At 60.4% G+C, this 24,399-nt stretch carries 20 protein-coding genes; 10 read left to right on the forward strand and 10 right to left on the reverse strand.

Going from position 1 to position 24,399, the window contains the following annotated elements:
- Positions 1 to 163 precede the first annotated feature (163 nt).
- From aceK to V9L13_RS27965, 5 genes are all read left to right on the forward strand, one after another.
- Positions 164 to 1,885, forward strand: coding sequence for a bifunctional isocitrate dehydrogenase kinase/phosphatase (aceK, locus tag V9L13_RS27945; protein ID WP_338801068.1), 1,722 nt, complete (start codon positions 164 to 166; stop codon positions 1,883 to 1,885).
- 213 nt (positions 1,886 to 2,098) lie between these two features.
- Complete coding sequence (gene hrpA / locus V9L13_RS27950; protein ID WP_338801069.1) at positions 2,099 to 6,010, forward strand: ATP-dependent RNA helicase HrpA; 3,912 nt, start codon at positions 2,099 to 2,101, stop codon at positions 6,008 to 6,010.
- Between the two features lie 404 nt (positions 6,011 to 6,414).
- The gene (locus tag V9L13_RS27955; protein ID WP_210557876.1) at positions 6,415 to 7,536 is read left to right on the forward strand and encodes a beta-ketoacyl-ACP synthase III; all 1,122 of its coding nucleotides are present in this window, start codon (positions 6,415 to 6,417) and stop codon (positions 7,534 to 7,536) included.
- A gap of 191 nt (positions 7,537 to 7,727) precedes the next feature.
- Entirely contained in the window at positions 7,728 to 8,342 is a 615-nt protein-coding gene (locus V9L13_RS27960) for an RNA polymerase sigma factor (protein ID WP_338801070.1), read from the forward strand.
- A complete protein-coding gene (locus V9L13_RS27965; protein WP_003222664.1) occupies positions 8,336 to 8,575 on the forward strand; it encodes a zf-HC2 domain-containing protein in 240 nt (79 codons plus the stop codon). The genes V9L13_RS27960 and V9L13_RS27965 overlap by 7 nt, the downstream gene beginning before the upstream one ends.
- Positions 8,576 to 8,777: 202 nt before the next feature.
- Here V9L13_RS27965 and V9L13_RS27970 read toward each other — a convergent pair whose 3' ends face one another.
- The gene (locus V9L13_RS27970) at positions 8,778 to 10,109 is read right to left on the reverse strand and encodes a putative porin (RefSeq protein ID WP_103522308.1); all 1,332 of its coding nucleotides are present in this window, start codon (positions 10,107 to 10,109) and stop codon (positions 8,778 to 8,780) included.
- A gap of 279 nt (positions 10,110 to 10,388) precedes the next feature.
- Here V9L13_RS27970 and V9L13_RS27975 point away from each other — a divergent pair, with 279 nt between their 5' ends.
- Positions 10,389 to 11,513, forward strand: a complete 1,125-nt coding sequence (locus tag V9L13_RS27975; RefSeq protein ID WP_338801071.1) for a GNAT family N-acetyltransferase — start codon at positions 10,389 to 10,391, stop codon at positions 11,511 to 11,513.
- Between the two features lie 168 nt (positions 11,514 to 11,681).
- On the opposite strand, the gene aqpZ is transcribed toward V9L13_RS27975, so the two are convergent.
- The 5 genes from aqpZ to V9L13_RS28000 all read right to left on the reverse strand — a co-directional run bounded on the left by aqpZ (position 11,682) and on the right by V9L13_RS28000 (position 16,882).
- The gene (aqpZ, locus tag V9L13_RS27980) at positions 11,682 to 12,368 is read right to left on the reverse strand and encodes an aquaporin Z (protein WP_338801072.1); all 687 of its coding nucleotides are present in this window, start codon (positions 12,366 to 12,368) and stop codon (positions 11,682 to 11,684) included.
- A 290-nt stretch (positions 12,369 to 12,658) separates the two neighbouring features.
- Positions 12,659 to 14,491, reverse strand: coding sequence for an ABC transporter ATP-binding protein (locus V9L13_RS27985; protein WP_338801073.1), 1,833 nt, complete (start codon positions 14,489 to 14,491; stop codon positions 12,659 to 12,661).
- An 88-nt stretch (positions 14,492 to 14,579) separates the two neighbouring features.
- Complete coding sequence (locus tag V9L13_RS27990) at positions 14,580 to 15,137, reverse strand: peptidylprolyl isomerase (RefSeq protein WP_338801074.1); 558 nt, start codon at positions 15,135 to 15,137, stop codon at positions 14,580 to 14,582.
- Positions 15,138 to 15,140: 3 nt separating this feature from the next.
- Positions 15,141 to 15,944, reverse strand: coding sequence for an alpha/beta hydrolase (locus tag V9L13_RS27995; RefSeq protein WP_338801075.1), 804 nt, complete (start codon positions 15,942 to 15,944; stop codon positions 15,141 to 15,143).
- 14 nt (positions 15,945 to 15,958) lie between these two features.
- Positions 15,959 to 16,882: a LysR family transcriptional regulator gene (locus V9L13_RS28000; RefSeq protein WP_025110609.1), complete on the reverse strand. Its 924-nt coding sequence runs from the start codon at positions 16,880 to 16,882 to the stop codon at positions 15,959 to 15,961.
- A 49-nt stretch (positions 16,883 to 16,931) separates the two neighbouring features.
- Here V9L13_RS28000 and V9L13_RS28005 point away from each other — a divergent pair, with 49 nt between their 5' ends.
- The 3 genes from V9L13_RS28005 (at position 16,932) to V9L13_RS28015 (ending at position 19,289) form a co-directional block, all read left to right on the forward strand.
- Positions 16,932 to 17,246 (forward strand): 3-phosphoglycerate kinase, encoded by a 315-nt coding sequence (locus tag V9L13_RS28005; RefSeq protein ID WP_338801077.1) that lies wholly within the window; start codon positions 16,932 to 16,934, stop codon positions 17,244 to 17,246.
- A gap of 232 nt (positions 17,247 to 17,478) precedes the next feature.
- Positions 17,479 to 18,078 (forward strand): FMN-dependent NADH-azoreductase, encoded by a 600-nt coding sequence (locus tag V9L13_RS28010; RefSeq protein ID WP_338801078.1) that lies wholly within the window; start codon positions 17,479 to 17,481, stop codon positions 18,076 to 18,078.
- Between the two features lie 344 nt (positions 18,079 to 18,422).
- Positions 18,423 to 19,289, forward strand: coding sequence for a carboxylate/amino acid/amine transporter (locus tag V9L13_RS28015; RefSeq protein WP_338801079.1), 867 nt, complete (start codon positions 18,423 to 18,425; stop codon positions 19,287 to 19,289).
- Between the two features lie 110 nt (positions 19,290 to 19,399).
- Here V9L13_RS28015 and V9L13_RS28020 read toward each other — a convergent pair whose 3' ends face one another.
- Complete coding sequence (locus V9L13_RS28020; RefSeq protein ID WP_338801080.1) at positions 19,400 to 20,698, reverse strand: mechanosensitive ion channel family protein; 1,299 nt, start codon at positions 20,696 to 20,698, stop codon at positions 19,400 to 19,402.
- A 191-nt stretch (positions 20,699 to 20,889) separates the two neighbouring features.
- On the opposite strand from V9L13_RS28020, the gene V9L13_RS28025 reads away from it, so the two are divergent.
- Complete coding sequence (locus V9L13_RS28025) at positions 20,890 to 22,230, forward strand: DEAD/DEAH box helicase (protein ID WP_003222685.1); 1,341 nt, start codon at positions 20,890 to 20,892, stop codon at positions 22,228 to 22,230.
- 62 nt (positions 22,231 to 22,292) lie between these two features.
- On the opposite strand, the gene V9L13_RS28030 is transcribed toward V9L13_RS28025, so the two are convergent.
- The 3 genes from V9L13_RS28030 to V9L13_RS28040 all read right to left on the reverse strand — a co-directional run bounded on the left by V9L13_RS28030 (position 22,293) and on the right by V9L13_RS28040 (position 24,026).
- Positions 22,293 to 22,892, reverse strand: coding sequence for a hypothetical protein (locus V9L13_RS28030; RefSeq protein WP_338801081.1), 600 nt, complete (start codon positions 22,890 to 22,892; stop codon positions 22,293 to 22,295).
- A gap of 12 nt (positions 22,893 to 22,904) precedes the next feature.
- A complete protein-coding gene (locus tag V9L13_RS28035; RefSeq protein ID WP_262143079.1) occupies positions 22,905 to 23,489 on the reverse strand; it encodes a papain-like cysteine protease family protein in 585 nt (194 codons plus the stop codon).
- Between the two features lie 261 nt (positions 23,490 to 23,750).
- A complete protein-coding gene (locus V9L13_RS28040; RefSeq protein WP_003222690.1) occupies positions 23,751 to 24,026 on the reverse strand; it encodes a hypothetical protein in 276 nt (91 codons plus the stop codon).
- Positions 24,027 to 24,399 lie beyond the last annotated feature (373 nt).

Consider the following 24,399-nt stretch of genomic DNA (forward strand, 5'->3'; position numbering starts at 1 on the left):
AACGAGTGATTAATTGACCGAACGGTCATCTGAAAAAACTTTGATAAAAACTGTGTCGCTGTACAACGCTGACGCGCATTTGGCAGAAATTGCACTTCTCCTGCGCGTGCATCCGTGGCTAAGCTCAGGCACAGATTTCCACATGCACGCAGAGGTCTCATCTATGCCGCAGCAATGGCCAGCCGCCGACATCGCCCGCATGATCCTCGATGGCTTTGACGATTACCGCGAGCATTTCCGGCGGATTACCGACGGCGCCCGCGAGCGCTTCGAGCAGGCACGCTGGCAGGAGGCGCAGACCGCGTCGGCGGCGCGGATCAACCTCTACGAAGAAAAGGTCGGCGAAACCATCGCCCGCCTGCGCGAGTATTTCGACGACGAGACACTGATGAATGTCGGCAGTTGGCCGCTGGTGAAAAGCGCCTACATCAGCCTTATCGACCTGCGCTTCGACGATGAGCTGTCCGAGACCTGGTACAACTCGATCTTCTGCGGGCTGTTCAGCCATGACCTGATCAGCGATGGCTGCATGTTCATCCACACCACCCGGCCGAGCCTGCGCCGCGCCCGCGCTGCGCAAACCCGCACCTACAAGCCGCAAGGGCAGCTGTCGTCGATGCTCGCCAGCATTTTTGCCGACTATCGCTTCAGCGAGGATTACGCCGATCTGCCCGGCGACCTGCAGCGCCTCGAAGCACAGTTGCGCGAGAACCTGCCGGACTGGGTGTGCAAGGATCCGGAGCTGAGCGTCGAGCTGTTCTCCTCGGTGCTGTACCGCAACAAGGGCGCGTATCTGGTCGGGCGCATCTACACCCGCGACGAGCAGTGGCCGCTGGTGATTCCATTGCTGCACCGTGAGGGTCGGGGGATTCAGATCGACGCGCTGATCACCGACGAAGCCGACGTGTCGATCATCTTCTCCTTCACCCGTTCCTATTTCATGGTCGATGTGCCGGTGCCGGCGGAGTTCATCGGCTTCCTGCGGCGCATCCTGCCGGGCAAGCACATCGCCGAGCTGTACACCTCGATCGGCTTCTACAAGCACGGCAAATCCGAGTTCTACCGAGCGCTGATCAATCATCTGGCCAACACCGACGACCAGTTCATCATGGCGCCGGGCGTGCGCGGCATGGTCATGAGCGTGTTTACCCTGCCGGGCTTCAACACCGTGTTCAAGATCATCAAGGACCGTTTCTCACCGTCGAAAAACGTCGACCGGGCGACGGTGATCGAGAAGTACCGACTGGTGAAAAGCGTCGACCGGGTCGGGCGCATGGCCGATACCCAGGAGTTCGCCGATTTCCGTTTTCCGCTGAGCAAGTTTGATCCGGCCTGCCTGGAAGAACTGCTCGAGGTCGCGCCGTCGACGGTCTCGGTCGAAGGCGACACGGTGCTGATCCGCCACTGCTGGACCGAGCGCCGCATGACCCCGCTCAACCTTTACCTGGACAACGCCAACGAAGCTCAGGTGCGCGAGGCACTGGAGGATTACGGCCTGGCGATCAAGCAACTGGCGGCGGCCAACATCTTCCCCGGCGACATGCTGCTGAAGAACTTCGGCGTCACTCGTCACGGCCGGGTGGTGTTCTACGACTACGACGAAATCTGCTTCCTGACCGAAGCCAACTTCCGCCACATCCCCGCGCCACGTACCCCCGAGGACGAAATGGCTTCCGAGCCGTGGTACTCGATCGGGCCGCTGGATGTGTTCCCGGAAGAGTTTCCGCCGTTCCTGTTCGCCGATGCCGGACAGCGCAAACTGTTCGATCAGTTGCATGGCGAGTTGTATAACGCGGATTACTGGAAGGGTTTGCAGGAGGCGATTCGGGCGGGGAAAGTCATCGATGTCTTCCCCTACCGCCGTAAAGGATTGGATAACGAATAATCCCGGAGCATGACTAACTTGTGGCGAGGGAGCTTGCTCCCGCCGGGCTGCGAAGCGGCCCTGAAACCATCCACCGCGTCCTGTCAGTGACATCCCGACAACCGGATTACGGTTGCTGCGCAACCGAGCGGGAGCAAGCTCCCTCGCCACAGTAGGGGGCAAATCTGCGACAATCGCCCCCCTGCATAAACAGACGACCGAATTGCGTACCCGATGACCGACGAATCGCCCTCCATCGACAAACTGCTGAAAAACCTCGATCACGCCATGCTCGCCGACCGTCACCGGCTGCGGCGGCAGTTGCTCGAGCTGCGCAAGAAACCCGACGAGGCCAAGCTGGCCCAGTGGGTGGCGCGCATGCAGGCGTCCTGCGATCAGGTGCTGGCGCGCCGTGCCAGCCTGCCGGTGATTCGTTACGACGACAGCCTGCCGATTGCCGCCAAGCGCGATGAGATCAAGGCTGCGCTAGAGAAGCATCAGGTCCTGATCATCGCTGGCGAAACCGGTTCGGGCAAAACCACCCAGTTGCCGAAAATCTGCCTGGAAATCGGTCGCGGTCAGCACGGTTTGATCGGTCACACCCAGCCGCGCCGAATTGCGGCGCGCAGCGTTGCCAGCCGGGTTGCCGAAGAACTCGGCACGCCGCTCGGCTCGCTGGTCGGCTATCAGGTGCGATTTGAGGATCAGAGCGATGCCAACACCCTGATCAAACTGATGACCGACGGCATCCTGCTGGCGGAAACCCAGAACGACCGCTACCTCGAACGCTACGACACGATCATCGTCGACGAAGCCCATGAACGCAGCCTGAACATCGACTTCCTGCTCGGTTACCTGAAAACCCTGCTGCCGCGTCGCCCGGATCTGAAGGTCATCATCACCTCGGCAACCATCGATCTGGAGCGCTTCTCCAGGCATTTCGATGATGCGCCGATTGTCGAGGTGTCCGGGCGGACTTTCCCGGTGGACACCTGGTATCGCCCGCTGACCCTGGAGCAGGACGAAGAGGGCAACCGCGTCGAGGACGACCTGACCGTGGATCAGGCGATCCTCGCTACCCTCGACGAAATCGCCGCCTATGAGCGCAGCGAACGCCGCAGCCCCGGCGATGTGCTGGTGTTCCTGCCCGGCGAGCGCGAGATTCGCGACGCCGCCGACATGCTGCGCAAAGCCCAGCTAAAACACACGGAAATCCTGCCGCTGTACGCGCGCCTGTCGCCGGCGGAGCAGCAGCGGATTTTCCAGTCGCATCCGGGGCGGCGCGTGGTGCTGGCGACCAACGTTGCCGAGACTTCGTTGACCGTGCCGGGCATCCGTTACGTGATCGACAGCGGCACCGCGCGCATCAGTCGCTACAGCTATCGTGCCAAGGTCCAGCGGCTGCCGATCGAAGCGATTTCCCAGGCCAGCGCCAATCAGCGTAAAGGTCGCTGTGGCCGGGTCGAGCCGGGGATCTGCGTGCGGCTGTACAGCGAGGAAGATTTCCTCGGTCGCCCGGAATTCACCGATCCGGAAATTTTGCGTACCAACCTTGCCGCCGTGATCTTGCAGATGCTGCACCTGCGCCTCGGTGAGATCACCGCGTTCCCGTTCATCGAGCCGCCGGATGGCAAGGCGATCAGCGACGGTTTCAATCTGCTGCAAGAGCTTTCGGCGGTGGATCGCAACAGTCAACTGACCCCGCTCGGTCGCCAGTTGGCGCGCCTGCCGGTGGACCCGCGTATGGGCCGCATGCTGCTCGAAGCGGCCAAGCTCGGCAGCCTGCAGGAAGTGCTGATCGTCGCCAGTGCGATGTCGATTCAGGACCCGCGCGAGCGTCCGCCGGAGCGTCAGCAAGCCGCGGATCAGGCCCACGCACAATGGAAAGATCCCGATTCGGACTTCGCCGGACTGGTCAATCTGTGGCGCGGTTTTGAAGAGCAACGCCAGGCGCTGACCGCCAGCCCGCTGCGCAACTGGTGCCGGAAGAATTTCCTCAATTACCTGCGCCTGCGCGAGTGGCGTGATTCCCATCGCCAGTTGAGCCTGATCTGCCGCGACATGCAGTTGAGCCTCAACAAGGAACCGGCGGATTACCCGAAACTGCACAAAGCGGTGCTGGTCGGTCTGCTCAGCCAGATCGGCCAGAAAACCGAGGACGGTGATTACCTCGGCGCCCGTCAGCGGCGCTTCTGGATTCACCCGTCGTCGGGCATCGGCAAGAAGCGTCCGCAATGGCTGATGACCGCCGAACTGGTGGAAACCACCAAGCTCTACGCGCGCATGGTCGCCAAGATCGACGCCGACTGGATCGAGCCGCTGGCCGGGCACCTGATCAAGAAAAACCATTTCGAACCGCACTGGGAGAAGAAGCGCGGCCAGGTCGTGGCCTACGAGCAGATCACTCTGTTCGGGCTGATCGTGGTCGGTCGCCGTCCGGTGCATTACGGCCCGGTGGATCCGCTGGTCTCGCGTGAGCTGTTTATCCGTGAAGGCCTGGTGCGTGGCGAGATTCAGTCGAAAGCCAAGTGCCTGACGGCCAACAAGCAGTTGCTCGAACAGCTCGACGAACTGGAAGCCAAGGCCCGGCGTCGCGACATCCTCGCTGACGAAGAAACCCTGTACGCGTTCTACGATGCGCGTTTGCCGGCGGAGATTCACCAGACTGCGACCTTCGACAGCTGGTATCGGGTCAACAGCCAGAAAGACCCGCAACTGCTGATCATGCGCGAAGAGGACGTGCTGGCCCGCGAGGCCAGTGAAGTCACCGCGCGCGACTACCCGGACACGCTGCACATTGGCGATCTGGAACTGGCGCTCAGCTACCACTTCGAACCCAATCACCCGCGCGACGGCGTGACCCTGCGCGTGCCGGCGCCGCTGTTGCCAATGCTGCCGCCGGAACGCCTGGAATGGCTGGTGCCGGGGCTGATCGAAGCCAAGTGCATTGCCCTGGTACGCAACCTGCCAAAGGCCCTGCGCAAGAACTTCGTGCCGGTGCCGGACTTCATCAAGGCGGCATTGCAGCGCATGACCTTCGCCGAAGGTTCATTGCCGCAAGCGCTGGGTCGCGAGCTGTTGCGCATGACCGGCGCGCGGGTCAGCGATGAAGCGTGGGCGGAAGCCGCGCAGCAGGTCGAAAGCCATCTGCGGATGAACCTGGAAATCGTCGACGGCCAGGGCAAGTTCCTTGGCGAGGGCCGCGATCTGGCCGAGCTGACCGCACGGTTTGCCGAAGCCAGCCAGGCGGCTTTGGCAGTGCCGCAGAGTGCGAAAAGTCAGCAACCGGTGGAGGCCAAGGTCTTCGCCCCGGTGGCGGAAAAGACCCAGCAGAAGATTGCCGGTCTGTCGATGACGGTCTATCCGGCGCTGGTGGAGGAGGGCGGCACGGTCAAGGAAGGGCGGTTCTCGACGCCGGCCGAAGCCGAGTTCCAGCATCGTCGCGCCTTGCAGCGGCTGCTGCTGCAGCAACTGGCGGAACCGGCAAAATTCCTGCGCAGCAAACTGCCGGGCATCACCGAGTTGGGCCTGCTCTATCGCGAGTTGGGCCGAGTGGATGCGCTGGTCGAAGACATTTTGCTGGCCAGCCTCGACAGCTGCATTCTGGAAGGCGAAGACCCGTTGCCCCGTGACGGCGCCGGGCTGGCGGCATTGGCCGAACGCAAGCGCGGCAGCTGGACCGAACACGCCGAGCGCGTGGCGCGGCTGACGCTGGAGATCCTCAAGCTGTGGCACGGCCTGCAAAAGCGCTTCAAGGGCAAGATCGATCTGGCTCAGGCCGTGGCATTGAATGACATCAAGCAGCAAATCAGCCATCTGGTGTATCCGGGTTTCGTCCGGGAGACGCCGATGCAATGGCTCAAGGAGTTGCCGCGCTACCTGAAGGCGGTCGAGCAGCGTTTCGAGAAACTCGGTGCGCAGGTGCAGAAGGATCGAGTCTGGAGCGGCGAACTGGCCGGCCTCTGGACGCAATACCAGACCCGCGCCGCCAAGCATGCGCAGGAAGGCAAACGCGATCCACAGCTGGAGCTGTACCGCTGGTGGCTGGAGGAATACCGGGTGTCGCTGTTCGCCCAGCAGTTGGGGACGAAAGCGCCGATCTCGGACAAACGGCTGAGCAAGCAGTGGAGTCAGGTCGAGGCCTGATCCACAGGCAAGCACAATCCCTCTTGTGGGAGCGGGCTTTTGTGGAGAGGGGATTTATCCCCGATGGGCGGCGAAGCCGCCCCAATAGTGACCCTCTCAGTTCATCAGTTTTGATGAGGGTGCTGGTTTGGCGACTGCTTCGCAGCCGATCGGGGATAAATCCCCTCGCCACACAGACAAGACCCCACCTTGGAAGAAGCGTTGTGCTTGAGAAAGGCGCCAAAACCTTGGGTTTATGGCAAACTTCGCGACCATAAATGCCGTTTTCGCGACCCAGAGCCTTTGGCGAGTTCGCGGATCGGACTAAAAGATGCCAGGTCAGCGTCCCCGGACGGGAATAGACCCTTTGTGTGTTGGTACGTCGGTGCCAGCGCTTTCTGCCTGAACAGATTAGAGAAACGACCATGCATAACGTCGTCATCAGCGGCACCGGCCTGTACACCCCGGCCAACAGCATCTCCAACGAAGAGCTGGTGCAGTCTTTCAATACCTACGTCGCGCAGTTCAACGCCGACAACGCCGACGCCATCGCCAGCGGTGAAGTCCAGGCGCTGACCGAATCCAGCGCCGCGTTCATCGAAAAGGCGTCGGGCATCAAGAGCCGCTTTGTCATGGACAAGGACGGCATTCTCGATCCTGCGCGCATGGCCCCACGTCTGCCGGAGCGCTCCAACGACGAATGGTCGGTGCTGTGCCAGATGGCCATCGGCGCCGCTGAACAGGCGCTGCAACGTGCCGGCAAGACCGCCGCCGACATCGACGGCGTGATCGTTGCCTGCTCCAATCTGCAACGCGCCTACCCGGCCATCGCCATCGAAGTCCAGGAAGCACTGGGCATTCAGGGTTTCGGTTTCGACATGAACGTCGCCTGCTCCTCGGCGACCTTCGGCATTCAGGCCGCGGCCAACAGCGTGCAACTGGGCCAGGCCCGGGCGATCCTGATGGTCAACCCGGAAGTCTGCACCGGGCACCTGAACTTCCGCGACCGCGACAGCCACTTCATCTTCGGTGACGCGGCGACGGCGGTGATCATCGAGCGCGCTGACCTGGCGACTTCCAAGCACCAGTTCGATGTGGTCAGCACCAAACTGCTGACCAAGTTCTCCAACAACATCCGCAACAACTTCGGCTTCCTCAACCGCGCCGCGGAAGAGGGCATCGGTGCCCGCGACAAGCTGTTCGTGCAGGAAGGCCGCAAGGTGTTCAAGGACGTCTGCCCGATGGTCGCCGAGCTGATCGGTGAGCATCTGGAGGAAAACAAACTCAACGTCGGCGACGTCAAGCGCTTCTGGCTGCACCAGGCCAACCTGAGCATGAACCACCTGATCGTGCGCAAGCTGCTGGGCCGCGAAGCCACCGAAGAAGAAGCGCCGGTGATTCTCGACACCTACGCCAACACCAGCTCTGCCGGGTCGGTGATTGCCTTCCACAAATATCAGGACGATCTGGCCAGCGGTTCGCTGGCGGTATTGAGCTCGTTCGGCGCCGGTTACTCGATCGGTAGCGTGATTCTGCGCAAGCGCTGAGTCACTAGCCCTCGTGGCGAGGGAGCTTGCTCCCGCTGAAGTGCGTAGCGCTGCCAAAACCGGCGATTGCGGTCTTGCTGAAGAACCGCAATCGCCGGTTTTGCGACTGCTGCGCAGCCGAGCGCGAGCAAGCTCGCTCGCCACAGGGTCGAGTGCGTTAACGTTAATCGGTATTTGCAAACGAGGCGTGCATGGCCGCAACCGACGACACCCAACTGCTCGAACGTCTGCTCGCGGGTGAGCAAAAGGCGTTCAAGGAACTGGTCAGCACCTACCAGAGCGCCATGCGCGCCGTGGCTTACGCGATTGTCGGCCAGCGCCATGTCGAAGAAGTGGTGCAGGACGCCTGGCTTTCGGTGGTGCGCTATATCGGCAGCTTCGAGGGTCGTTCCAGTCTCAAGACCTGGCTGCTGACCATCACCGCCAATTCCGCCAAAAGCCGTTACAAACAAAACCGCCGCGAAGTGTTGATGGACGATCTTCCGTCACCCCACGGCACCATCGACGACGATCGTTTTTCTCCCGGTGACGGCCATTGGCTGGTGGCGCCATTCGCCTGGCATCAGGACACCCCGGAAGCCTTGCTCACCGAAAGCGAACTGCGTGATTGCCTGGAGCACACCTTGCTCAGCCTGTCGGAACTGCAAAGTAGCGTGTTGCTGCTGCGCGAGCGTCAGGGTCTGGAACTGGAAGAGATCTGTAATCTTCTGGAGATCTCGCTCTCCAATGTCCGTGTGCTGCTGCATCGTGCGCGGCTGAAAGTCTTCGCCACGGTGGAGCATTTTGAGGAGACCGGCGAATGCTGACCTGCAAGGAACAAGTAGCGCGCTCCAGCGATTATCTCGATGGCCAATTGAGCTTTCGCGAGAAACTGCTGGTGCGCCATCACCTGATGTTCTGCCCGAACTGTCGGCGGTTCATTCGTCAGATGCGTTTGATGCAGGCGACCCTGAAGGCGCTGCCGGAGAAACCGCAAGAGGGTGTGGATGCGTTGGCCGAACGTCTGGCCGAGCAACGCCGAAAAGATAGTCTTCTGTAGGCGCTGAACCCTTGTGGCGAGGGAGCTTGCTCCCGCTGGGTCGCGAAGCGGCCCCCGCTTTACTTAGAAGCAGAGGACTGCTTTGCAATCCAGCGGGAGCAAGCTCCCTCGCCACAGGTAAGATAAAAATAGCCCGGCGCGGGACGAAACGAACGGATGATGGGGATCGTCCCGCCCGCGTCAGGCTAGAGGGTGACGCGTTTTAGAACTTGGCTTCGGCATCCAGTTGCAGCGTATTGATGTCGGAGTCGGTCTTCTTCAGGCTGGCGTTGGTGTAGTCCGAGTTGGCCATGAAGTAGGTGGCGCCCAGGGTGAAGTTCTTGTCCAGCTCGTAGCTGACTTTCAACTTGCTGCCGCGCGAACCGGTGTAGCCGTTGGCGAAGTCGGAGTCGGTGAAGGCACCGACCACCGCGTTACGCTGTACGTCGCGGTAGTTGTAGTCGATCCCGAAGCCATAAACCTTGGTCTTGACGCCGGCCAGCCAGCCAGTGTCCTGGTCGTTGCTGGCGTCTTTGTTGTTGACGTACTGACCGTAGATCGACAGCGGTACCGGCAGGTTGGCGATGTCCAGTTGACCAAAACCTTCGTACAGTTTGAAGGTTTCGTTCGGGCTGTTGCCGTTGACGGCCAAGGCACATGGCGCAGTGACGGTGCCGGTGGTCGGGCAGGCGCTGTCCTTGTCATTGTCGTAGGAATAGAGGCTGCCGCCCAGGGTCAGTTTCAGGCTGTCGGTGAGTGCGAAGCGACCACCCAACTGGCCTGCGTACAGACGCAGGTCGTGCTTGAACTGCACGCCTTCGCCGTCGACGTTGTCCTTGAGGGTGTAGTGGCCGGCGCTGCCGAACAGCTCGGTGCTGCCGTTCAGCGGGTACTTGTAGGTGACGGCCAGACCTTCCGGGTTGATGTCGCTGTCCCAGATGATGTCGCCCATGCTGACCCACGGCTGGTTCATTTTACCGGCGATCAGGTGCAGGTTCTTGATTGCGTCAGGGTGGTAGTCGACGTAACCCTGGTCGAGCCAGATCTGCTTCTTGTCGAAGTAGTTGTTCAGGTCCTGGTTGGTGGAGCGGGCGTCGTCGCTGCTGCCGGTAGCAATACGGATACCGGTGTCCACCTGTGGGTTGATTTCGGTGTAGGCACCCAGACGGGCACGAATGCGCTGACGGTCCTGGTCCTTGCTGTTCGGCACGCCGTCGTTCTTGACGGTCTCCTGACGGAAACGCACGTCACCCTTGAACTGGGTCTTGGCGGCCCAGGCAAGTTTCTGGTCGAAGGAGCTCAGCTCGTTGGTTTTCTTCGCGGTCGCCGCGATTTGCTCGTTGGTCTCTTGCTGCGCCTGCTGCGCGATTTGCTGAGCCTTCTGATCCTGGGCCAGTTCGGTTTGCAGTTCGATGTACTGCGCCTGGGTGATGGAACCGTTAGCCTTGAGCATGTCGAGCAGTTTGGCGTCGACTGCGGCACTGGCCGGAACACTCATGGCCAGCAACAGGCCACCGCACAAGGCCGCCGCAGTTTTTGTGGAAGCAAGACGCATAGCAATCTCCGAAGATGAGAGGGGATGGCTGAACCATCCTGGGCACACCGACGCGCACGTCGGAAAACAGTGTCCGGGTAGAACCCGGCGCTCTAAAAACAGGAGCGAGTATCGCGATGGTTTATGACAGAGCAGTGGCTAAGTGATGTCATGTCGATGACGATACAAAGATGTCCTGAACTATTGATCTAGAGCGCTGTCGTCCGAATGCTCGTGTGCAAAGGGCAGCGATAAGCGATACTCGCGCGGCTTTGATGCCCGGAAGTGGAGAGTCAGTTGATGCCGTTGCAACGCCTGCAAAGCCTGTCAGAAATCGCCCCGGCGACCTGGGATGCACTGGTGCCCGAGACCCAGCCGTTTCTGCGCCATGCCTTTCTCTCGGCGCTTGAAGACAGCGGCAGCGTTGGCCCGCACACGGGTTGGCAAGCCGAGCATCTGCTGCACGTTGAAGGCGGTCGGTTGATCGCCGCGTTACCCAGTTACCGCAAGTGGCATTCCTACGGCGAGTACGTGTTCGATCACGGTTGGGCCGATGCCTGCGCCCGGGCGGGCATCGATTACTACCCCAAGCTGCTGACGGCGGTGCCGTTCAGTCCGGTCAGCGGCCCGAGACTGTTGGCGGCGAATGTCGAGGATGGATTCGAACTGCTCAAGAGCCTGCCGGGCTATCTGGAAATCGAAGATCTTTCCAGCGCGCACATCAATTTCACCGACCCCTTCACCGACGCCGCCATGGCCGAGCAGCCGGGCTGGCTGCAGCGCATCGGCTGTCAGTATCACTGGCAGAATCGCGGTTACCGCGACTTCCAGGACTTTCTCGACGTGCTCAGTTCGCGCAAGCGCAAGCAGATGCGCAAGGAACGCGAACAGGTGGCGGGGCGGGGCTTCGAGTTCGAATGGTTGACGGGGTGCGAGCTGGACGAGCCACAATGGGATTTTGTCTACGCCTGCTATGCCAACACTTACGCCGTGCGCCGCCAGGCACCCTATCTGACGCGCGAGTTCTTCAGCCTGCTGGCCGCGCGGATGCCGGAGGCGATTCGGGTGGTTTTCGCCAGACAGGGTTCACGGCCGGTAGCGATGGCCTTCAGTCTGGTCGGGGGCGACAGCTTCTATGGGCGCTACTGGGGGTGTCTGGCCGAGTTTGACCGGCTGCATTTCGAGACGTGTTTCTATCAGGGCATGGATTATGCGATTGCCCACGGATACCAGCGTTTTGATGCCGGTGCTCAGGGCGAGCACAAGCTGATTCGCGGCTTTGAACCGGTGATCACTCATTCGTGGCACTACCTGCGCCATCCCGGATTGAAAGCCGCAGTTAAAGACTTCCTGCAGCAAGAGCGCGCCGGAGTATTGGCCTACGCCGAGGAAGCCAGAACAGCCTTGCCGTACCGCCAAACCTGAGTTCGCCTTTAATCGGCGCCGACATTCATTCCCGAGCGTGGCTGATTTCCTGATGTGGGAGGGGGCTTGCTCCCGAATGCGATGTGTCAGTGCAGTAAATAGTGACTGAAACGGCGCATTCGGGAGCAAGCCCCCTCCCACAGGGGATCTCCAGTGGTGTCAGGTGTCCTATTTACCCAGCCAGCGATAAAGCGTCCCGCCCACCACTGCGCCCAGCAGCGGCGCGACCCAGAACATCCACAACTGCGCGATCGCCCAGCCGCCGACCATCAGCGCCGGGCCGGTGCTGCGCGCCGGGTTGACCGAGGTGTTGGTGACCGGGATCGAGATCAGGTGGATCAGCGTCAGGCCCAAACCGATGGCGATCGGTGCGAGGCCCGCCGGGGCGCGTTTGTCGGTGGCGCCGAGGATGATGATCACGAACATCCCGGTCATCACCAGTTCGGTGACAAACCCGGCCGCCATCGAGTATTTGCCCGGAGAATGCTCACCGTACCCGTTGGAGGCCAGGCCGGCGGCGATGTCAAAACCCTCCTTGCCACTGGCGATGTAGTAGAGCAGGGCAGCGGCGAGTATCCCGCCCACTACCTGGGCGATGATGTAGGCCGGCAGCTCCCTCGCCGGAAACCGCCCGCCGACCACCAACCCGACTGACACCGCGGGATTGAGGTGACAGCCACTGATGTGACCGATGGCGAACGCCATGGTCAGCACCGTCAGACCAAACGCCAGGGCCACCCCCAGCACTCCAATGCCCAACGGCGAAGACGCTGCAATGACCGCGCTGCCACAGCCACCCAGAACCAGCCAGAACGTACCCAACAACTCCGTGACTGAACGTTTGAACAGAGACATGAGAGAGTCCTTGATAGCCCATGCTATCGAGACTGTATTGCGTTGTGCTTCCCTGCAGATTTACGACAGGTTCCGTGCTGGAGCCTTGGCTGAGTACAGCAGGCTTTGGATGGATTTCCAGCAGGCATGAAAAAACGCCAGAGCCCGTGGTTAGAGGCCTGTGGCGGTTCTCGATGTATTGTGAGAGGGGGCTTGCTCCCGAATGCGGTGTGTCAGACAAATGTTCGGTACTGACACCCCGCTTTCGGGAGCAAGCCCCCTCCCACATTGGAGTTGTATTGATCCAATAATCAATCGATTCCGACAAACCCTCCGGTCTGGTGCGCCCACAACCGCGCATACAGGCCGCGATGCGCCAGCAGTTCGGCGTGGGTGCCGCTCTCGGCGATCTTGCCGTTTTCCAGCACCACCAGCCGATCCATACGGGCGATGGTCGAGAGGCGGTGAGCAATGGCAATCACGGTTTTGCCTTGCATCAGGGTTTCCAGGCTTTCCTGGATCGCCGCTTCCACTTCCGAGTCGAGTGCCGAGGTCGCTTCGTCCATGATCAGGATCGGCGCGTCCTTGAGCAACACCCGGGCAATCGCGATGCGCTGGCGCTGACCGCCGGACAGCTTCACCCCGCGCTCGCCGACGTGCGCATCGAAACCAGTGCGACCTTCAGCGTCCGACAGTAACGGAATGAACTCGTCGGCGCGGGCCTTGTGCACCGCGTCCCAGAGCTCGGCGTCGGTGGCGTCAGGCTTGCCATACAGCAAGTTGTCGCGGATCGAGCGGTGCAGCAGGGAGGTGTCCTGCGTGATCATGCCGATGCGTGCGCGCAGGCTTTCCTGGCCGACTTCGGCGATATTCTGCCCATCGATCAGAATACGTCCGCCCTCGACGTCGTAGAGGCGCAGCAGCAGGTTGACCAAGGTCGATTTGCCGGCGCCGGACGGGCCGATCAAACCGATTTTCTCCCCCGGTTTGATGGTCAGGTTGAGGTCGCCGATGATGCCTTTCTTCTTGCCGTAGTGAAAATCCACGTGCTCGAAACGCACTTCGCCACGGGCCACGGCCAGCGGTTTGGCTTGCTCATGATCGGTGACGCTGACCGGTTGCGAGATGGTCTGCAGACCGTCCTGGACCATGCCGATGTTTTCGAAGATGCCGGTGACTACCCACATGATCCAGCCGGACATGTTGACGATACGAATCACCAGACCGGTGGCCAGCGCGATAGCACCGACGGTGATCAGCGACTGCGTCCACAGCCACAGCGCCAGCGCGGTGGTGCCGACGATCAGCAGGCCGTTCATGGTGGTGATTGCCACGTCCATGCTGGTCACCACGCGGCCGGCCATCTGCGCCTTGACCGTCTGTTCCTCGATGGCTTCCTTGGCGTAGTGCTGTTCGAAGTTGGTGTGGGCGAACAGCTTCAGGGTGGCGATGTTGGTGTAGCCGTCGACGATCCGCCCCATCAGTTTCGAGCGCGCGTCGGAGGCCTCCACCGAGCGATCTTTCACCCGCGGCACGAAGTAATACAACGCGCCGATGTAGGCAGCGATCCACGTCAGCAGCGGGATCATCAGGCGCCAGTCGGCTTCGGCGAACAGCACCAGCGAACTGATCGCGTAGATCACCACATGCCACAGCGCATCCACCGCTTGCACCGCCGAATCGCGCAGCGAGTTGCCGGTCTGCATGATGCGCTGGGCGATACGCCCGGCGAAGTCGTTCTGGAAGAAATTCAGGCTCTGCTTGAGCACGTAACTGTGGTTCTGCCAGCGGATCATGCTGGTCATCCCCGGGCTCAGGGTCTGATGCACCAGCAGATCGTGCAGGCCGAAAAAGATCGGCCGCAGCACCAGCGCTACCACCACCATCCACGTCAGTTCGAGGGCGTGGTCGCTGAAGAAATTCGGGTTGGGCGTGCCTTGGGCCAGGTCGATGATGCGGCTCAGGTAACTGAACAGCGCCACTTCGATCAGCGCGGCAAACAGGCCGACCACTAGCAGAGCAGCGAAGCTCGGCCAGACTTGTTTCAGGTAGTAGGTATAGAAGGGCCAGACACGATCTGGAGGGGACGCCGTCGGAGCGTCGCGGAATATGTCGATCAGTTGTTCGAAACGGCGATAGAGCATCAGATAACCGCCCGGAAGCCGGGCTCTCCTTTTATCGGTGCGAGCGGCGTGGCGTCAGGCCAGCGCCGCTCGATACACCCTGTACAGCTTAGTCGATGACTTTGGCCGACTTGATGATCACAGGGTCGGAAGGCACGTTTTGCATGCCCTGTTTGGTGGTGGTTGGCGAGTTGACGATGATGTCGACCACGTCCATGCCTTTGACCACTTTGCCGAATACGGCGTAGCCATCACCCTGGTCGAGGAAATCGTTGTCCTTGACGTTGATGAAGAACTGGCTGGTTGCCGAATCAGGTGCGGAGGTGCGCGCCATGGACAAGGTGCCACGGACGTTGGCCAGACCGTTTTTGTGTTCGTTCTTGATCGGCGCCTTGGTTTCTTTCTGCTGCATCTGTGGAGTGAAACCGCCGCCCTGAGCCATGAAGCCCGGGATCACGCGGTGGAAAATGGTGTTGGTGTAAAAGCCGCTGTTGACGTAATCCAGAAAGTTCTTGGTACTGATCGGCGCCTTGACCGAATCCAGTTCGATTTCGATCTGACCGTTGGTGGTGTCCAGCAGCACGTGCGGTGCTTTGGCAGGCGTGGCAGCCATCAGGTTGGCGGCAAACAGCACGGTACCAGCGGCGAGGGCGAGTTTTTTCAGCATGGGTCAGTGATCCTGAGATTGAGTGTCGGCTGCGGCAAGAAACTCCAGCAGCGTTTGGTTGAAGCGTTCGGGTTGATCGAGCGGGGTGGCGTGGCGCGAATCGGCGATCACCACCAGCCGCGCATTCGGCAGCAGTTTTCCATAGGTTTCTTTCAGCGCGACGGGTGTGTAGTCACGGTCGGCGCTGACGATGAGGGTTGGACAGGAAATTCTCGAAAGTCGTTCCTGAACGCCCCAGCCAACAATCGCGTCGAAGCTGGCGAGATAAGCACGTTTGTCGTTTTTTGCCCAGCGCTCGGACATTTTTTGCCGCAGTTCGGCCTGCTCAGGCTTGGGAAAAAGTTTGCTGCCCAAGGCCTTGCCGATGGTCGCGAGGCTGAGTACGCGCATCAGACTCCAGCGCTTGAACCACTGCCAATAGTCGTCGCGACTGCGGATTTTGACTTCGGGAGCGCTGTTGACGATGGTCAGGCTTTTCAGCATCCGCGGCTGATCGACGCCGAACTGAAAGCCGATCATCCCGCCCATCGACAGCCCGATATAGTGCACCGGGCCGAGGTTCAAGTGTTCGATCAGTGCCAGCAGGTCTGCGCTGAAACCGGCGATGCTGTAGCGCTCGCGGGGTTTGTCCGAGCGACCGTGACCGCGAATGTCCGGTACGATCACCCGGTAGTGCGCCGACAGCGCCGGGATCTGCATTTCCCAGTCCAGGGTGCTCGAACCGAGCCCGTGAACCAGCAGCAACGGCGAACCGTGGCCATATTCCTCGTAGTGCAGGTTGCAACCTTCGTGCTCGAAATAGGCCATCGGTGAACTCCGTGTCAGGCTTGTTCAGGGGCGGCGAACGGTGCGTCCAGCGGCAAGGTGTCGAAGGTGCGCAGCAGTTCGATGAGGATCTGTGTCGCCGGGCCCAGCGGTTTGTCCTTGTTCGAATACAGATAGAAGCTCGGGTTGCGGCTGCCGCCCTGATCCAACGGTAGCAGCTTGAGCGTGCCTTCCTTCAATTCCCGTTCGATCATGTGCCGCGGCAGCCAGGCGAAGCCCAGACCGCTGCTGACGAACGTGGCAGCGGTGGCGAGGCTGCCGACCGTCCAGCGCTGTTCGGCGCCAAGCCAGCCGACGTCGCGCGGCTGCTGGCGACCGGAGTCGCGAATCACCACCTGCATCTGGGTTTCCAGATCCTGGAAGCTCAGTTCGCGATTGAGCCGATGCAGCGCGTGATCCGGGTGGGCGACCGCGACAAACTCGACGTCGCTCAATTCCGCACCGAGGTAGCCGGGAATGCTCAGGCCGGTGATCGCCAGATCGGCGACCCCTTCGAGCAATACCTCTTCGACCCCCGACAACACCTCTTCGCGCAGCCGCACGCGGCAGCCGCGACTCTGCGGCATGAACGCGGTCAACGCGCGGACGATGCGTGCGCTCGGGTAGGCGGCATCGACCACCAGCCGCACTTCGGCCTCCCAGCCCTGTTCCATGTGGTGGGCGAGGTCTTCCAGCTGGCTGGCCTGTTTCACCAGTTGGCGCGAGCGGCGCAGCAGCACGCCACCAGCCTCGGTGAGCACCGCTTTACGTCCGTCGATGCGCAGCAACGGCACACCGAGCTGGTCCTGCATACGGGCGACGGTGTAACTCACCGACGATTGCGAACGGTGCAAGGCCTCGGCGGCCTGGGCGAAGCCGCCGTGGTCGACCACGGCTTGCAATGTTCGCCATTGATCAAGGGTCACGCGGGGCGCTTTCATCAATAGCTCCTCTTGTCCTAAGCTGGCCGTCCCTCATGGAGACTGGCGAATGAAAAAATTCTGTTGTGTGTTGCTGGCGCTGCTGCCGCTGACGGCGTTTGCTTACTCGATCGACGTGCAGAAAAACCTCAATGGCTTGAAGATCGACTACGAAACCTACGACACCGACAAGGACATCGGGTCTATCAAAGTGGTCAACTTCGGTGATGTCGACGCGAACTGCAAAGTCGTTTTCAACAATGGTCCGGAAGCTCCCCGTACGCGCAACATCGAAATCCCGGCCCACAAGCATACGAACGCCACGGCCAAGTTCTCCCGCGAGATCATCAGGCTGCGCATCGACCTGAGCTGCTCCCCGAAATAACGGTCGATCCCTTGTAGGAGTGAGCCTGCTCGCGATAGCGGTGTATCAGTCAGAGAATGCGTCAATTGACACACCGCTATCGCGAGCAGGCTCACTCCTACAAGGGTACGTGTCAGCATCTAAACGAATTATTCGATGCTTTGCAGCAATTATTTGCGCTTTTTCATCGATGCAACCCTGTTTAACCTTCACTCCATCGACCTACAACATTCTCGGATGGAGGCTACACACCATGTCCCGCGTTCTGATCATCGAAAGCAGTGCCCGCCAGCAAGACTCGGTTTCCCGTCAACTGACCCAGACCTTCATCAGCCAGTGGAAATCCGCGCACCCCAACGATCAGATCACCGTGCGTGACCTCGCCGTGAACCCCGTTCCACACTTGGACAGCAACCTGCTGGGCGGCTGGATGAAGCCCGCCGGGCAGCGCAACGCCAACGAACAATCGTCGCTGGATCGATCTAACGAATTGACCGATGAATTGCTCGCCGCCGACGTACTGGTGATGGCCGCGCCGATGTACAACTTCGCGATCCCGAGCACTCTCAAGGCATGGCTCGACCACGTGCTGCGTGCCGGCGTGACGTTCAAGTACACCGAAACCGGCCCGCAAGGCCTGCTCAGCGGCAAGCGTGCCTATGTGCTCACCGCTCGCGGCGGCATCTATGCCGGCGGCCCGGCCGACCATCAGGAACCGTACCTGCGTCAGGTCATGGGCTTCATCGGCATCCACGACGTGACCTTCATTCACGCCGAAGGCATGAACCTGGGCGGCGACTTCCAGGAGAAGGGCCTGAATCAGGCCAACGCCAAACTGTCCCAGGTCGCTTGACAGGTTAATCCCCAGATAATCGCCGATTGTTCTAGTGACCCGGCGCAACCCCTTCAAGGCCTTACGCGCATCGAACCTCCCTTTGCACTTGTTGCTCCTGAGTGCTGTAGCCCGATTGAACGCTTTAGCGAGATCGGGCTTTTTTTTTGCCTGCAATTATCTGAGCAACGTGTAACCCCTGTGGGAGCGGGCTTGCTCGCGAAGGCGGTGTGTCAATCAACTATTCGTCGACTGACACGATGCTTTCGCGAGCAAGCCCGCTCCCACAGGGTTCAGTGTTGCCTGAGGTTCGCGGTCTGGCGTAAAAACCGCTATCGTCGCCGCCATTCGAAACAGAGGCGACCATGGGCTATCTACTTTTTGTCACGCTGATTCAGGCGTTTTCCTTCAGTCTGATCGGCGAATACCTCGCCGGGCACGTCGACAGCTACTTCGCGGTGCTGGTGCGTGTGGTGCTGGCCGGGCTGGTGTTCATTCCGCTGACCCGCTGGCGCTCGGTGGAACCGGCGTTCATGCGCGGCATGCTGCTGATCGGCGCGTTGCAGTTCGGCATCACCTACGTCTGCCTGTACCTGAGCTTCCGCGTGCTGACGGTGCCGGAAGTGTTGCTGTTCACCATCCTTACACCACTGCACGTGACGTTGATCGAAGATGCGCTGAACCGACGCTTCAACCCTTGGGCGCTGGTCGCCGCACTGGTAGCGGTGGGCGGTGCGGCGGTGATTCGTTTCGACAGCATCAACCCGGACTTCTTCATGGGTTTCCTGCTGCTGCAACTGGCCAACTTCACCTACGCCGCCGGCCAGGTGTTGTACAAACATCTGGTGGCGAAACACCCAAGCGACCTGCCGCATTACCGGCGTTTCGGCTTCTTCTACCTCGGCGCATTGGCGGTGGTATTGCCGGCATTCCTGATGTTCGGAAAGGCTAACTTCCTGCCCGAAGCGCCGCTGCAATGGGGCGTGTTGCTGTTCCTCGGACTGGTCTCGACGGCGCTGGGGATGTACTGGTGGAACAAGGGCGCGTGCATGGTCAACGGCGGCACGCTGGCGGTGATGAACAACCTGCATGTGCCGGTGGGCTTGCTGCTGAATCTGCTGATCTGGAATCAGCATGAGGAACTGGGAAGGTTGTTGCTGGGTGGCAGTGTGATTCTGGCGGCAGTGTGGATCAGCCGGTTGGGCATCCGCAAAACTCAAGCCACCGCATGACCCCTGTGGGAGCGGGCTTGCTCGCGAAAGCAGTGCGTCATTCAACGATTAAGTTGACTGACCTGACGCCTTCGCGAGCAAGCCCGCTCCCACAGTTTTGATCTGTGGGGTTACAGGAGGTGTTTTTGTGGTTCTGGTATGTGCGCTGAGCCGAGTACAGCCGGCAACAACCCGGTCCGCAAATCCCCGCCACTCGGCTGCTGATACAGGCTCAAGCCAAACTCCGGCAGCACCGCCAGCAGATAATCGAAAATATCCCCCTGAATCCGCTCGTAATCGGCCCACACCGTTGTGGTCGTGAAGCAGTAGATTTCCAGCGGAATGCCCTGCGCCGTGGTCTGCATCTGGCGGACCATGCAAGTCATGTTCGGCTGCACCTCCGGGTGGCTCTTCAAATAGGCCAGCGCATAGGCGCGGAAGGTGCCGATGTTGGTCATGCGTCGACGGTTGGCCGACATTGCCGCCACATTGCCCTGGGCTTCGTTCCACGCCTTGAGCTCGGCTTTCTTGCGGCCCATGTACGCGGTCAGCAGGTGCACCTGGGAGAGCTTTTCTTCTTCATCATCACGGATGAAGCGCACGCCGCTGGCGTCGATGAACAGGCTGCGCTTGATCCGTCGGCCGCCGGACTGCTGCATGCCGCGCCAGTTGCGGAACGATTCGGACATCAGGCGCCAGGTCGGGATCGAGACGATGGTCTTGTCGAAGTTCTGTACCTTGACCGTGTGCAAGGTGATGTCGACCACGTCGCCATCGGCGCCGACTTGCGGCATTTCGATCCAGTCGCCGACGCGCAGCATGTCGTTGCTGGTCAGTTGCACGCTGGCGACGAACGACAGCAGGGTGTCCTTGTAGACCAACAGAATCACCGCCGACATCGCACCCAGACCGGAGAGCAGCAACAGCGGCGAACGGTCGATCAGCGTGGCGACGATGATGATCGCACCGAACACGTACAAGACCATTTTCGCCAGTTGCACATAGCCCTTGATCGAGCGGGTGCGCGCGTGTTCGGTGCGCGCGTAGATGTCCAGCAGCGCATTGAGCAGGGCGCTGACCGACAGCAGCAGGAACAGGATGGTGAACGACAGCGCCACGTTGCCGAGAAAGGTCATCGCGGTTTTGCTCAGTTCCGGCACCAGGTGCAGGCCGAACTGGATCACCAGCGACGGCGTCATCTGCGCCAGGCGCTGAAACACTTTGTTGTGGCGAAAGTCGTTGATCCAGTGCAGGGCCGGCTGCCGGCCGAGCATGCGGCTGGCATGCAGGATCAGATAGCGCGCCACTCGTCCGAGGACCAGCGCGATCACCAAGAGCAACATCAGCGCCAGGCCGGATTGCAGGAACGGGTGCTGTTCGAGGGCACCCCAGAGGTCTTGGGCGTTGAGCCAGAGCTGTTTGAAATCCATGTGAGCAACGATTCTTCTGTAGGACGCGATAGGCGATTAGAGCATTTAAGACGCTGTGTATTACCGTTGGAGACAAATCGAGCAACAAAAAAGCCACTGATTACGCCCGTTTGTATAAAGAAACTCGGCCTGAGCGCTCGAAACCGGTAACCTATGCAGCTGTTTTTTTGCATATCTTCGAGGTAGCACCCGTGTTTTCCCAATTCGCCCTGCACGAACGCCTGCTCAAAGCCGTGGCCGAGCTGAAATTTGTCGAGCCAACGCCTGTGCAAGCAGCGGCCATTCCGCTGGCGCTCCAGGGGCGTGACCTGCGGGTGACGGCGCAAACCGGTAGCGGCAAGACCGCCGCTTTTGTCCTGCCGATCCTCAACCGCCTGATCGGCCCGGCCAAGGTTCGCGTCAGCATCAAGACCCTGATCCTGCTGCCGACCCGCGAACTGGCCCAGCAGACCCTGAAAGAAGTTGAACGCTTCTCGCAGTTCACCTTCATCAAGTCCGGCCTGATCACCGGCGGTGAAGACTTCAAGGTGCAAGCGGCGATGCTGCGCAAGGTGCCGGACATCCTGATCGGTACCCCGGGCCGGATGATCGAGCAACTCAATGCCGGCAACCTCGACCTCAAGGAAGTCGAAGTGCTGGTGCTCGACGAAGCCGACCGCATGCTCGACATGGGTTTCGCCGAAGACGTGCAGCGTCTGGTCGACGAATGCCCAAACCGTCAGCAGACCATGCTGTTCTCCGCCACCACCGGCGGTTCCGGCCTGCGTGAAATGGTCGCCAAGGTGCTGAACAACCCTGAGCACCTGCAGCTCAACGCGGTCAGCCAACTGAACTCGACCACCCGTCAGCAGATCATCACCGCCGACCACAACCAGCACAAAGAACAGATCGTCAACTGGCTGCTGGCCAACGAGACCTACCAGAAGGCCATCGTCTTCACCAACACCCGTGCCATGGCCGACCGCATCTACGGTCGCCTCGTGGCTCAGGAATACAAGGCGTTCGTGCTGCACGGCGAGAAAGACCAGAAGGATCGCAAACTGGCGATCGATCGTCTGAAGCAGGGCGGTGTGAAGATCCTGGTAGCGACCGACGTCGCGGCCCGTGGTCTGGACGTTGATGGCCTGGATCTGGTGATCAACTTCGACATGCCACGCAGCGGCGACGAATACGTGCACCGCATCGGTCGTACCGGCCGCGCCGGTAACGATGGTCTGGCGATCTCGCTGATCTGCCACGGCGACTGGAACCTGATGTCGAGCATCGAGCGCTACCTGAAGCAGAGCTTCGAGCGCCGCACCATCAAGGAAGTCAAAGGCACCTACGGCGGGCCGAAAAAGGTCAAGGCCTCGGGCAAAGCCGTCGGCGTGAAGAAGAAAAAGACCGACGCCAAGGGCGACAAGAAGAAAACCGCCGCCAAGACCCCGACCAAGCGCAAGAGCGCCAACCGTCCGAAGCCGGATTCGCTGGTGAGCAGCGACGGCATGGCCCCGCTCAAGCGTCGCAAGCCGGCTGAGCCAGCGGCTGAGTAAGGCGTTTTCGCAGGCAATAAAAAACCCGGACAGTGTCCGGGTTTTTTTATGCGCAGGGTTTATCAGTTCCCCAACTGTCCGCTGGTATCCGCGTCAAAGCGCTGTTTGGCGCGATCTGCCGCCGGTTTAAGCAGGGCGAGCAGCGCGGCTTCGCTGTACAACTGCGAGTCGCCCAGCTCTTTCGGCGTCGGCTCGATCGGGATCAGTACATCCTCACCGTCAGCGTGCAGCCAGATCGCCACGACGTGCAGCGCAGAGACAAACAGCACCCGTAGTTCAACGGTTTTGCCCTGCAATTGCGGCGCCTGTTCCGCCAGTTTCAGCGCGCCCACGGTGTCGGCGGCCCGGGTGCCGTGGTTCAGCGAAGCGAACTCGACGTGGCCACGCACCTCGGCCAGTTGCGCATCGGCAATACTCACGCCGTCGGCAAATACCAGGTAATGCCAGTCACCGATGCGTGCGTCTTTCAGACCCTTGCCCTGGCTCAGATCGTCCAGCGTCAGCGAGTAGCCGCGATAGGCTTCGCTGAGGCTGACTTTGGCCGGTGTCGCATTGGCGAACTGGCGGTTGATACCGAAGCCCTGGTTTTGCAGCGCGGCTTGCAGCACCGGACGCAAAGTCTGTACGCCGTTGGAAGGCGCCTTTGGATAAGTCAGTTGCATGATGTCGCCCTCCTAGTTTTTCGCGGTGAAGTAAGTGTGAGTCCAGTTGCCGCCGCCGTTGTACGAACCGGGGAACGCGTTCAGCGCGCGAGTCGAGTAACCGTAGATCGAGTCGGCGACCAGCACGTAGTTGCCGTTGGTGCCGTAGATCGCCAGGAAGTGCGCGCCACCACCGTACCAGGCGCAACGCAGGCCCACCGGGCGCCCCATGTTGATCTGGTTCTGAATGGCCGACATCTGCAGCGAACCCTGATTCATCCCGTTGTAGCTGCGGGTGGTTTGCAGGGCCGAATCCAGATAGCCGTAGACGTTGCACGGACCTGGCTGGTTGCAGCAGTTGCGATCCAGTTGGGTGCTCGCGACCCCGCACTGTGTCCAGTTCCCGGTGCCGTAGTAGTTGCCGACCGAGGCGGAAACGGCGGCCCAGCACCAGTTGGTCTGCGTCTGTTTCTGCATGGTGAAGTTGAGGTTGGCGGCGGCCAGTGCCGCAGTTTGCGCAGTGGCTTCAACCTCGACCAGTTGCGGGTCGAGCAGGTGGCCGATAAGGCACCTTGGCAGGCTCTCGCCGGTGAACGATGTTGCTTGAGTGGTTAACATTTTTTCAGTCCTCCATGAATGAAAACAAGCGTCCAGCTTGTGATTGTGTTGCGGTATTGCCGAGCGATCGGTGGTTAACGGTTTTCATCTGCGATGAACGGTGCCGATCTCCTTGCTCGATGTAACCATAGTCTGAATATGCGTTTGTGCAATAAAATAAATGCACAAATGCATTTTTAAGAGCAAAAGATCGCAGCCTGCGGCAGCTCCTACAGGGTTCGGTGCAGGAGCTGCCGCAGGCTGCGATCTTTTGCTCTTGCTTTAGCTCTCGGTTTTTTTCTCAGCCGAATCCAGCTCTTTCAAGCGCTGATCAATCAACTGGCATTTGTCCGGCAAATCCGCACTGGCCGTGCCCAAGTCCATTTTCTGCAACTCGGCATTGATCTCCTTGGCCTTGGTCGGGTTCTGCTCGGTGAGCTTGGCCACTTCCTTGGCCAGTTGTTCGCGTTTGGCGGTGGCCTCTTCTGGTGTGCAGGCCCAGACCGGCAGGGCGCAGGCTAGGGTGGCGGCGAGGGTGAGCTTGAGCAGGGTTTTCATGGGGGCGGGCCTCCGTTCCGGGTAAGACGGGTTAATCGGTGGAGGGTTTCGGACGGTGAAAAGTTCAGTGACAGTGTTTTTACCAGCCCATTTGAAGTGACCGAACGGTTGCGATCCCCCCTGAAAAGTAGACTTCTTGAGGAAAAGCCGCGCGCTAGAGCCGTTGCGAAAAAAGACACTGTACGACTTATTGACGTCAGAATGATGGCAATCTACCATCGCGCCATCACATTGATATCAATCGGTGATTTCGAGGGATCGAACAAACTCTTCGCAAGCAGTTCTGCGATCGTTTCTGCCACGCTTTGGACGTTCTGACCAAAGCGCGCATTTATCCCCTTTTGCTTGTTCTCTCACCTGGCGCCGTGCTTTG

This window comes from Pseudomonas sp. RSB 5.4 (assembly GCF_037126175.1).
GTDB classification, from domain to species: Bacteria; Pseudomonadota; Gammaproteobacteria; order Pseudomonadales; family Pseudomonadaceae; genus Aquipseudomonas; species Aquipseudomonas fluorescens_H.

Bases quoted from the DNA above. Each gene is read 5' to 3' on its own strand.
- V9L13_RS27955 (WP_210557876.1), top strand. From the start codon at position 6,415: ATGCATAACGTCGTCATCAGCGGCACCGGCCTGTACACCCCGGCCAAC.
- V9L13_RS28030 (WP_338801081.1), bottom strand. From the start codon at position 22,892: ATGCAACTGACTTATCCAAAGGCGCCTTCCAACGGCGTACAGACTTTG.
- V9L13_RS28035 (WP_262143079.1), bottom strand. From the start codon at position 23,489: ATGTTAACCACTCAAGCAACATCGTTCACCGGCGAGAGCCTGCCAAGG.
- V9L13_RS28015 (WP_338801079.1), top strand. From the start codon at position 18,423: ATGGGCTATCTACTTTTTGTCACGCTGATTCAGGCGTTTTCCTTCAGT.
- V9L13_RS28005 (WP_338801077.1), top strand. From the start codon at position 16,932: ATGAAAAAATTCTGTTGTGTGTTGCTGGCGCTGCTGCCGCTGACGGCG.
- V9L13_RS27985 (WP_338801073.1), bottom strand. From the start codon at position 14,491: ATGCTCTATCGCCGTTTCGAACAACTGATCGACATATTCCGCGACGCT.
- V9L13_RS27960 (WP_338801070.1), top strand. From the start codon at position 7,728: ATGGCCGCAACCGACGACACCCAACTGCTCGAACGTCTGCTCGCGGGT.
- aqpZ (WP_338801072.1), bottom strand. From the start codon at position 12,368: ATGTCTCTGTTCAAACGTTCAGTCACGGAGTTGTTGGGTACGTTCTGG.
- V9L13_RS27965 (WP_003222664.1), top strand. From the start codon at position 8,336: ATGCTGACCTGCAAGGAACAAGTAGCGCGCTCCAGCGATTATCTCGAT.
- V9L13_RS27990 (WP_338801074.1), bottom strand. From the start codon at position 15,137: ATGCTGAAAAAACTCGCCCTCGCCGCTGGTACCGTGCTGTTTGCCGCC.
- hrpA (WP_338801069.1), top strand. From the start codon at position 2,099: ATGACCGACGAATCGCCCTCCATCGACAAACTGCTGAAAAACCTCGAT.
- V9L13_RS28020 (WP_338801080.1), bottom strand. From the start codon at position 20,698: ATGGATTTCAAACAGCTCTGGCTCAACGCCCAAGACCTCTGGGGTGCC.
- V9L13_RS28040 (WP_003222690.1), bottom strand. From the start codon at position 24,026: ATGAAAACCCTGCTCAAGCTCACCCTCGCCGCCACCCTAGCCTGCGCC.
- V9L13_RS27995 (WP_338801075.1), bottom strand. From the start codon at position 15,944: ATGGCCTATTTCGAGCACGAAGGTTGCAACCTGCACTACGAGGAATAT.
- V9L13_RS28000 (WP_025110609.1), bottom strand. From the start codon at position 16,882: ATGAAAGCGCCCCGCGTGACCCTTGATCAATGGCGAACATTGCAAGCC.
- aceK (WP_338801068.1), top strand. From the start codon at position 164: ATGCCGCAGCAATGGCCAGCCGCCGACATCGCCCGCATGATCCTCGAT.
- V9L13_RS28010 (WP_338801078.1), top strand. From the start codon at position 17,479: ATGTCCCGCGTTCTGATCATCGAAAGCAGTGCCCGCCAGCAAGACTCG.
- V9L13_RS27975 (WP_338801071.1), top strand. From the start codon at position 10,389: ATGCCGTTGCAACGCCTGCAAAGCCTGTCAGAAATCGCCCCGGCGACC.
- V9L13_RS27970 (WP_103522308.1), bottom strand. From the start codon at position 10,109: ATGCGTCTTGCTTCCACAAAAACTGCGGCGGCCTTGTGCGGTGGCCTG.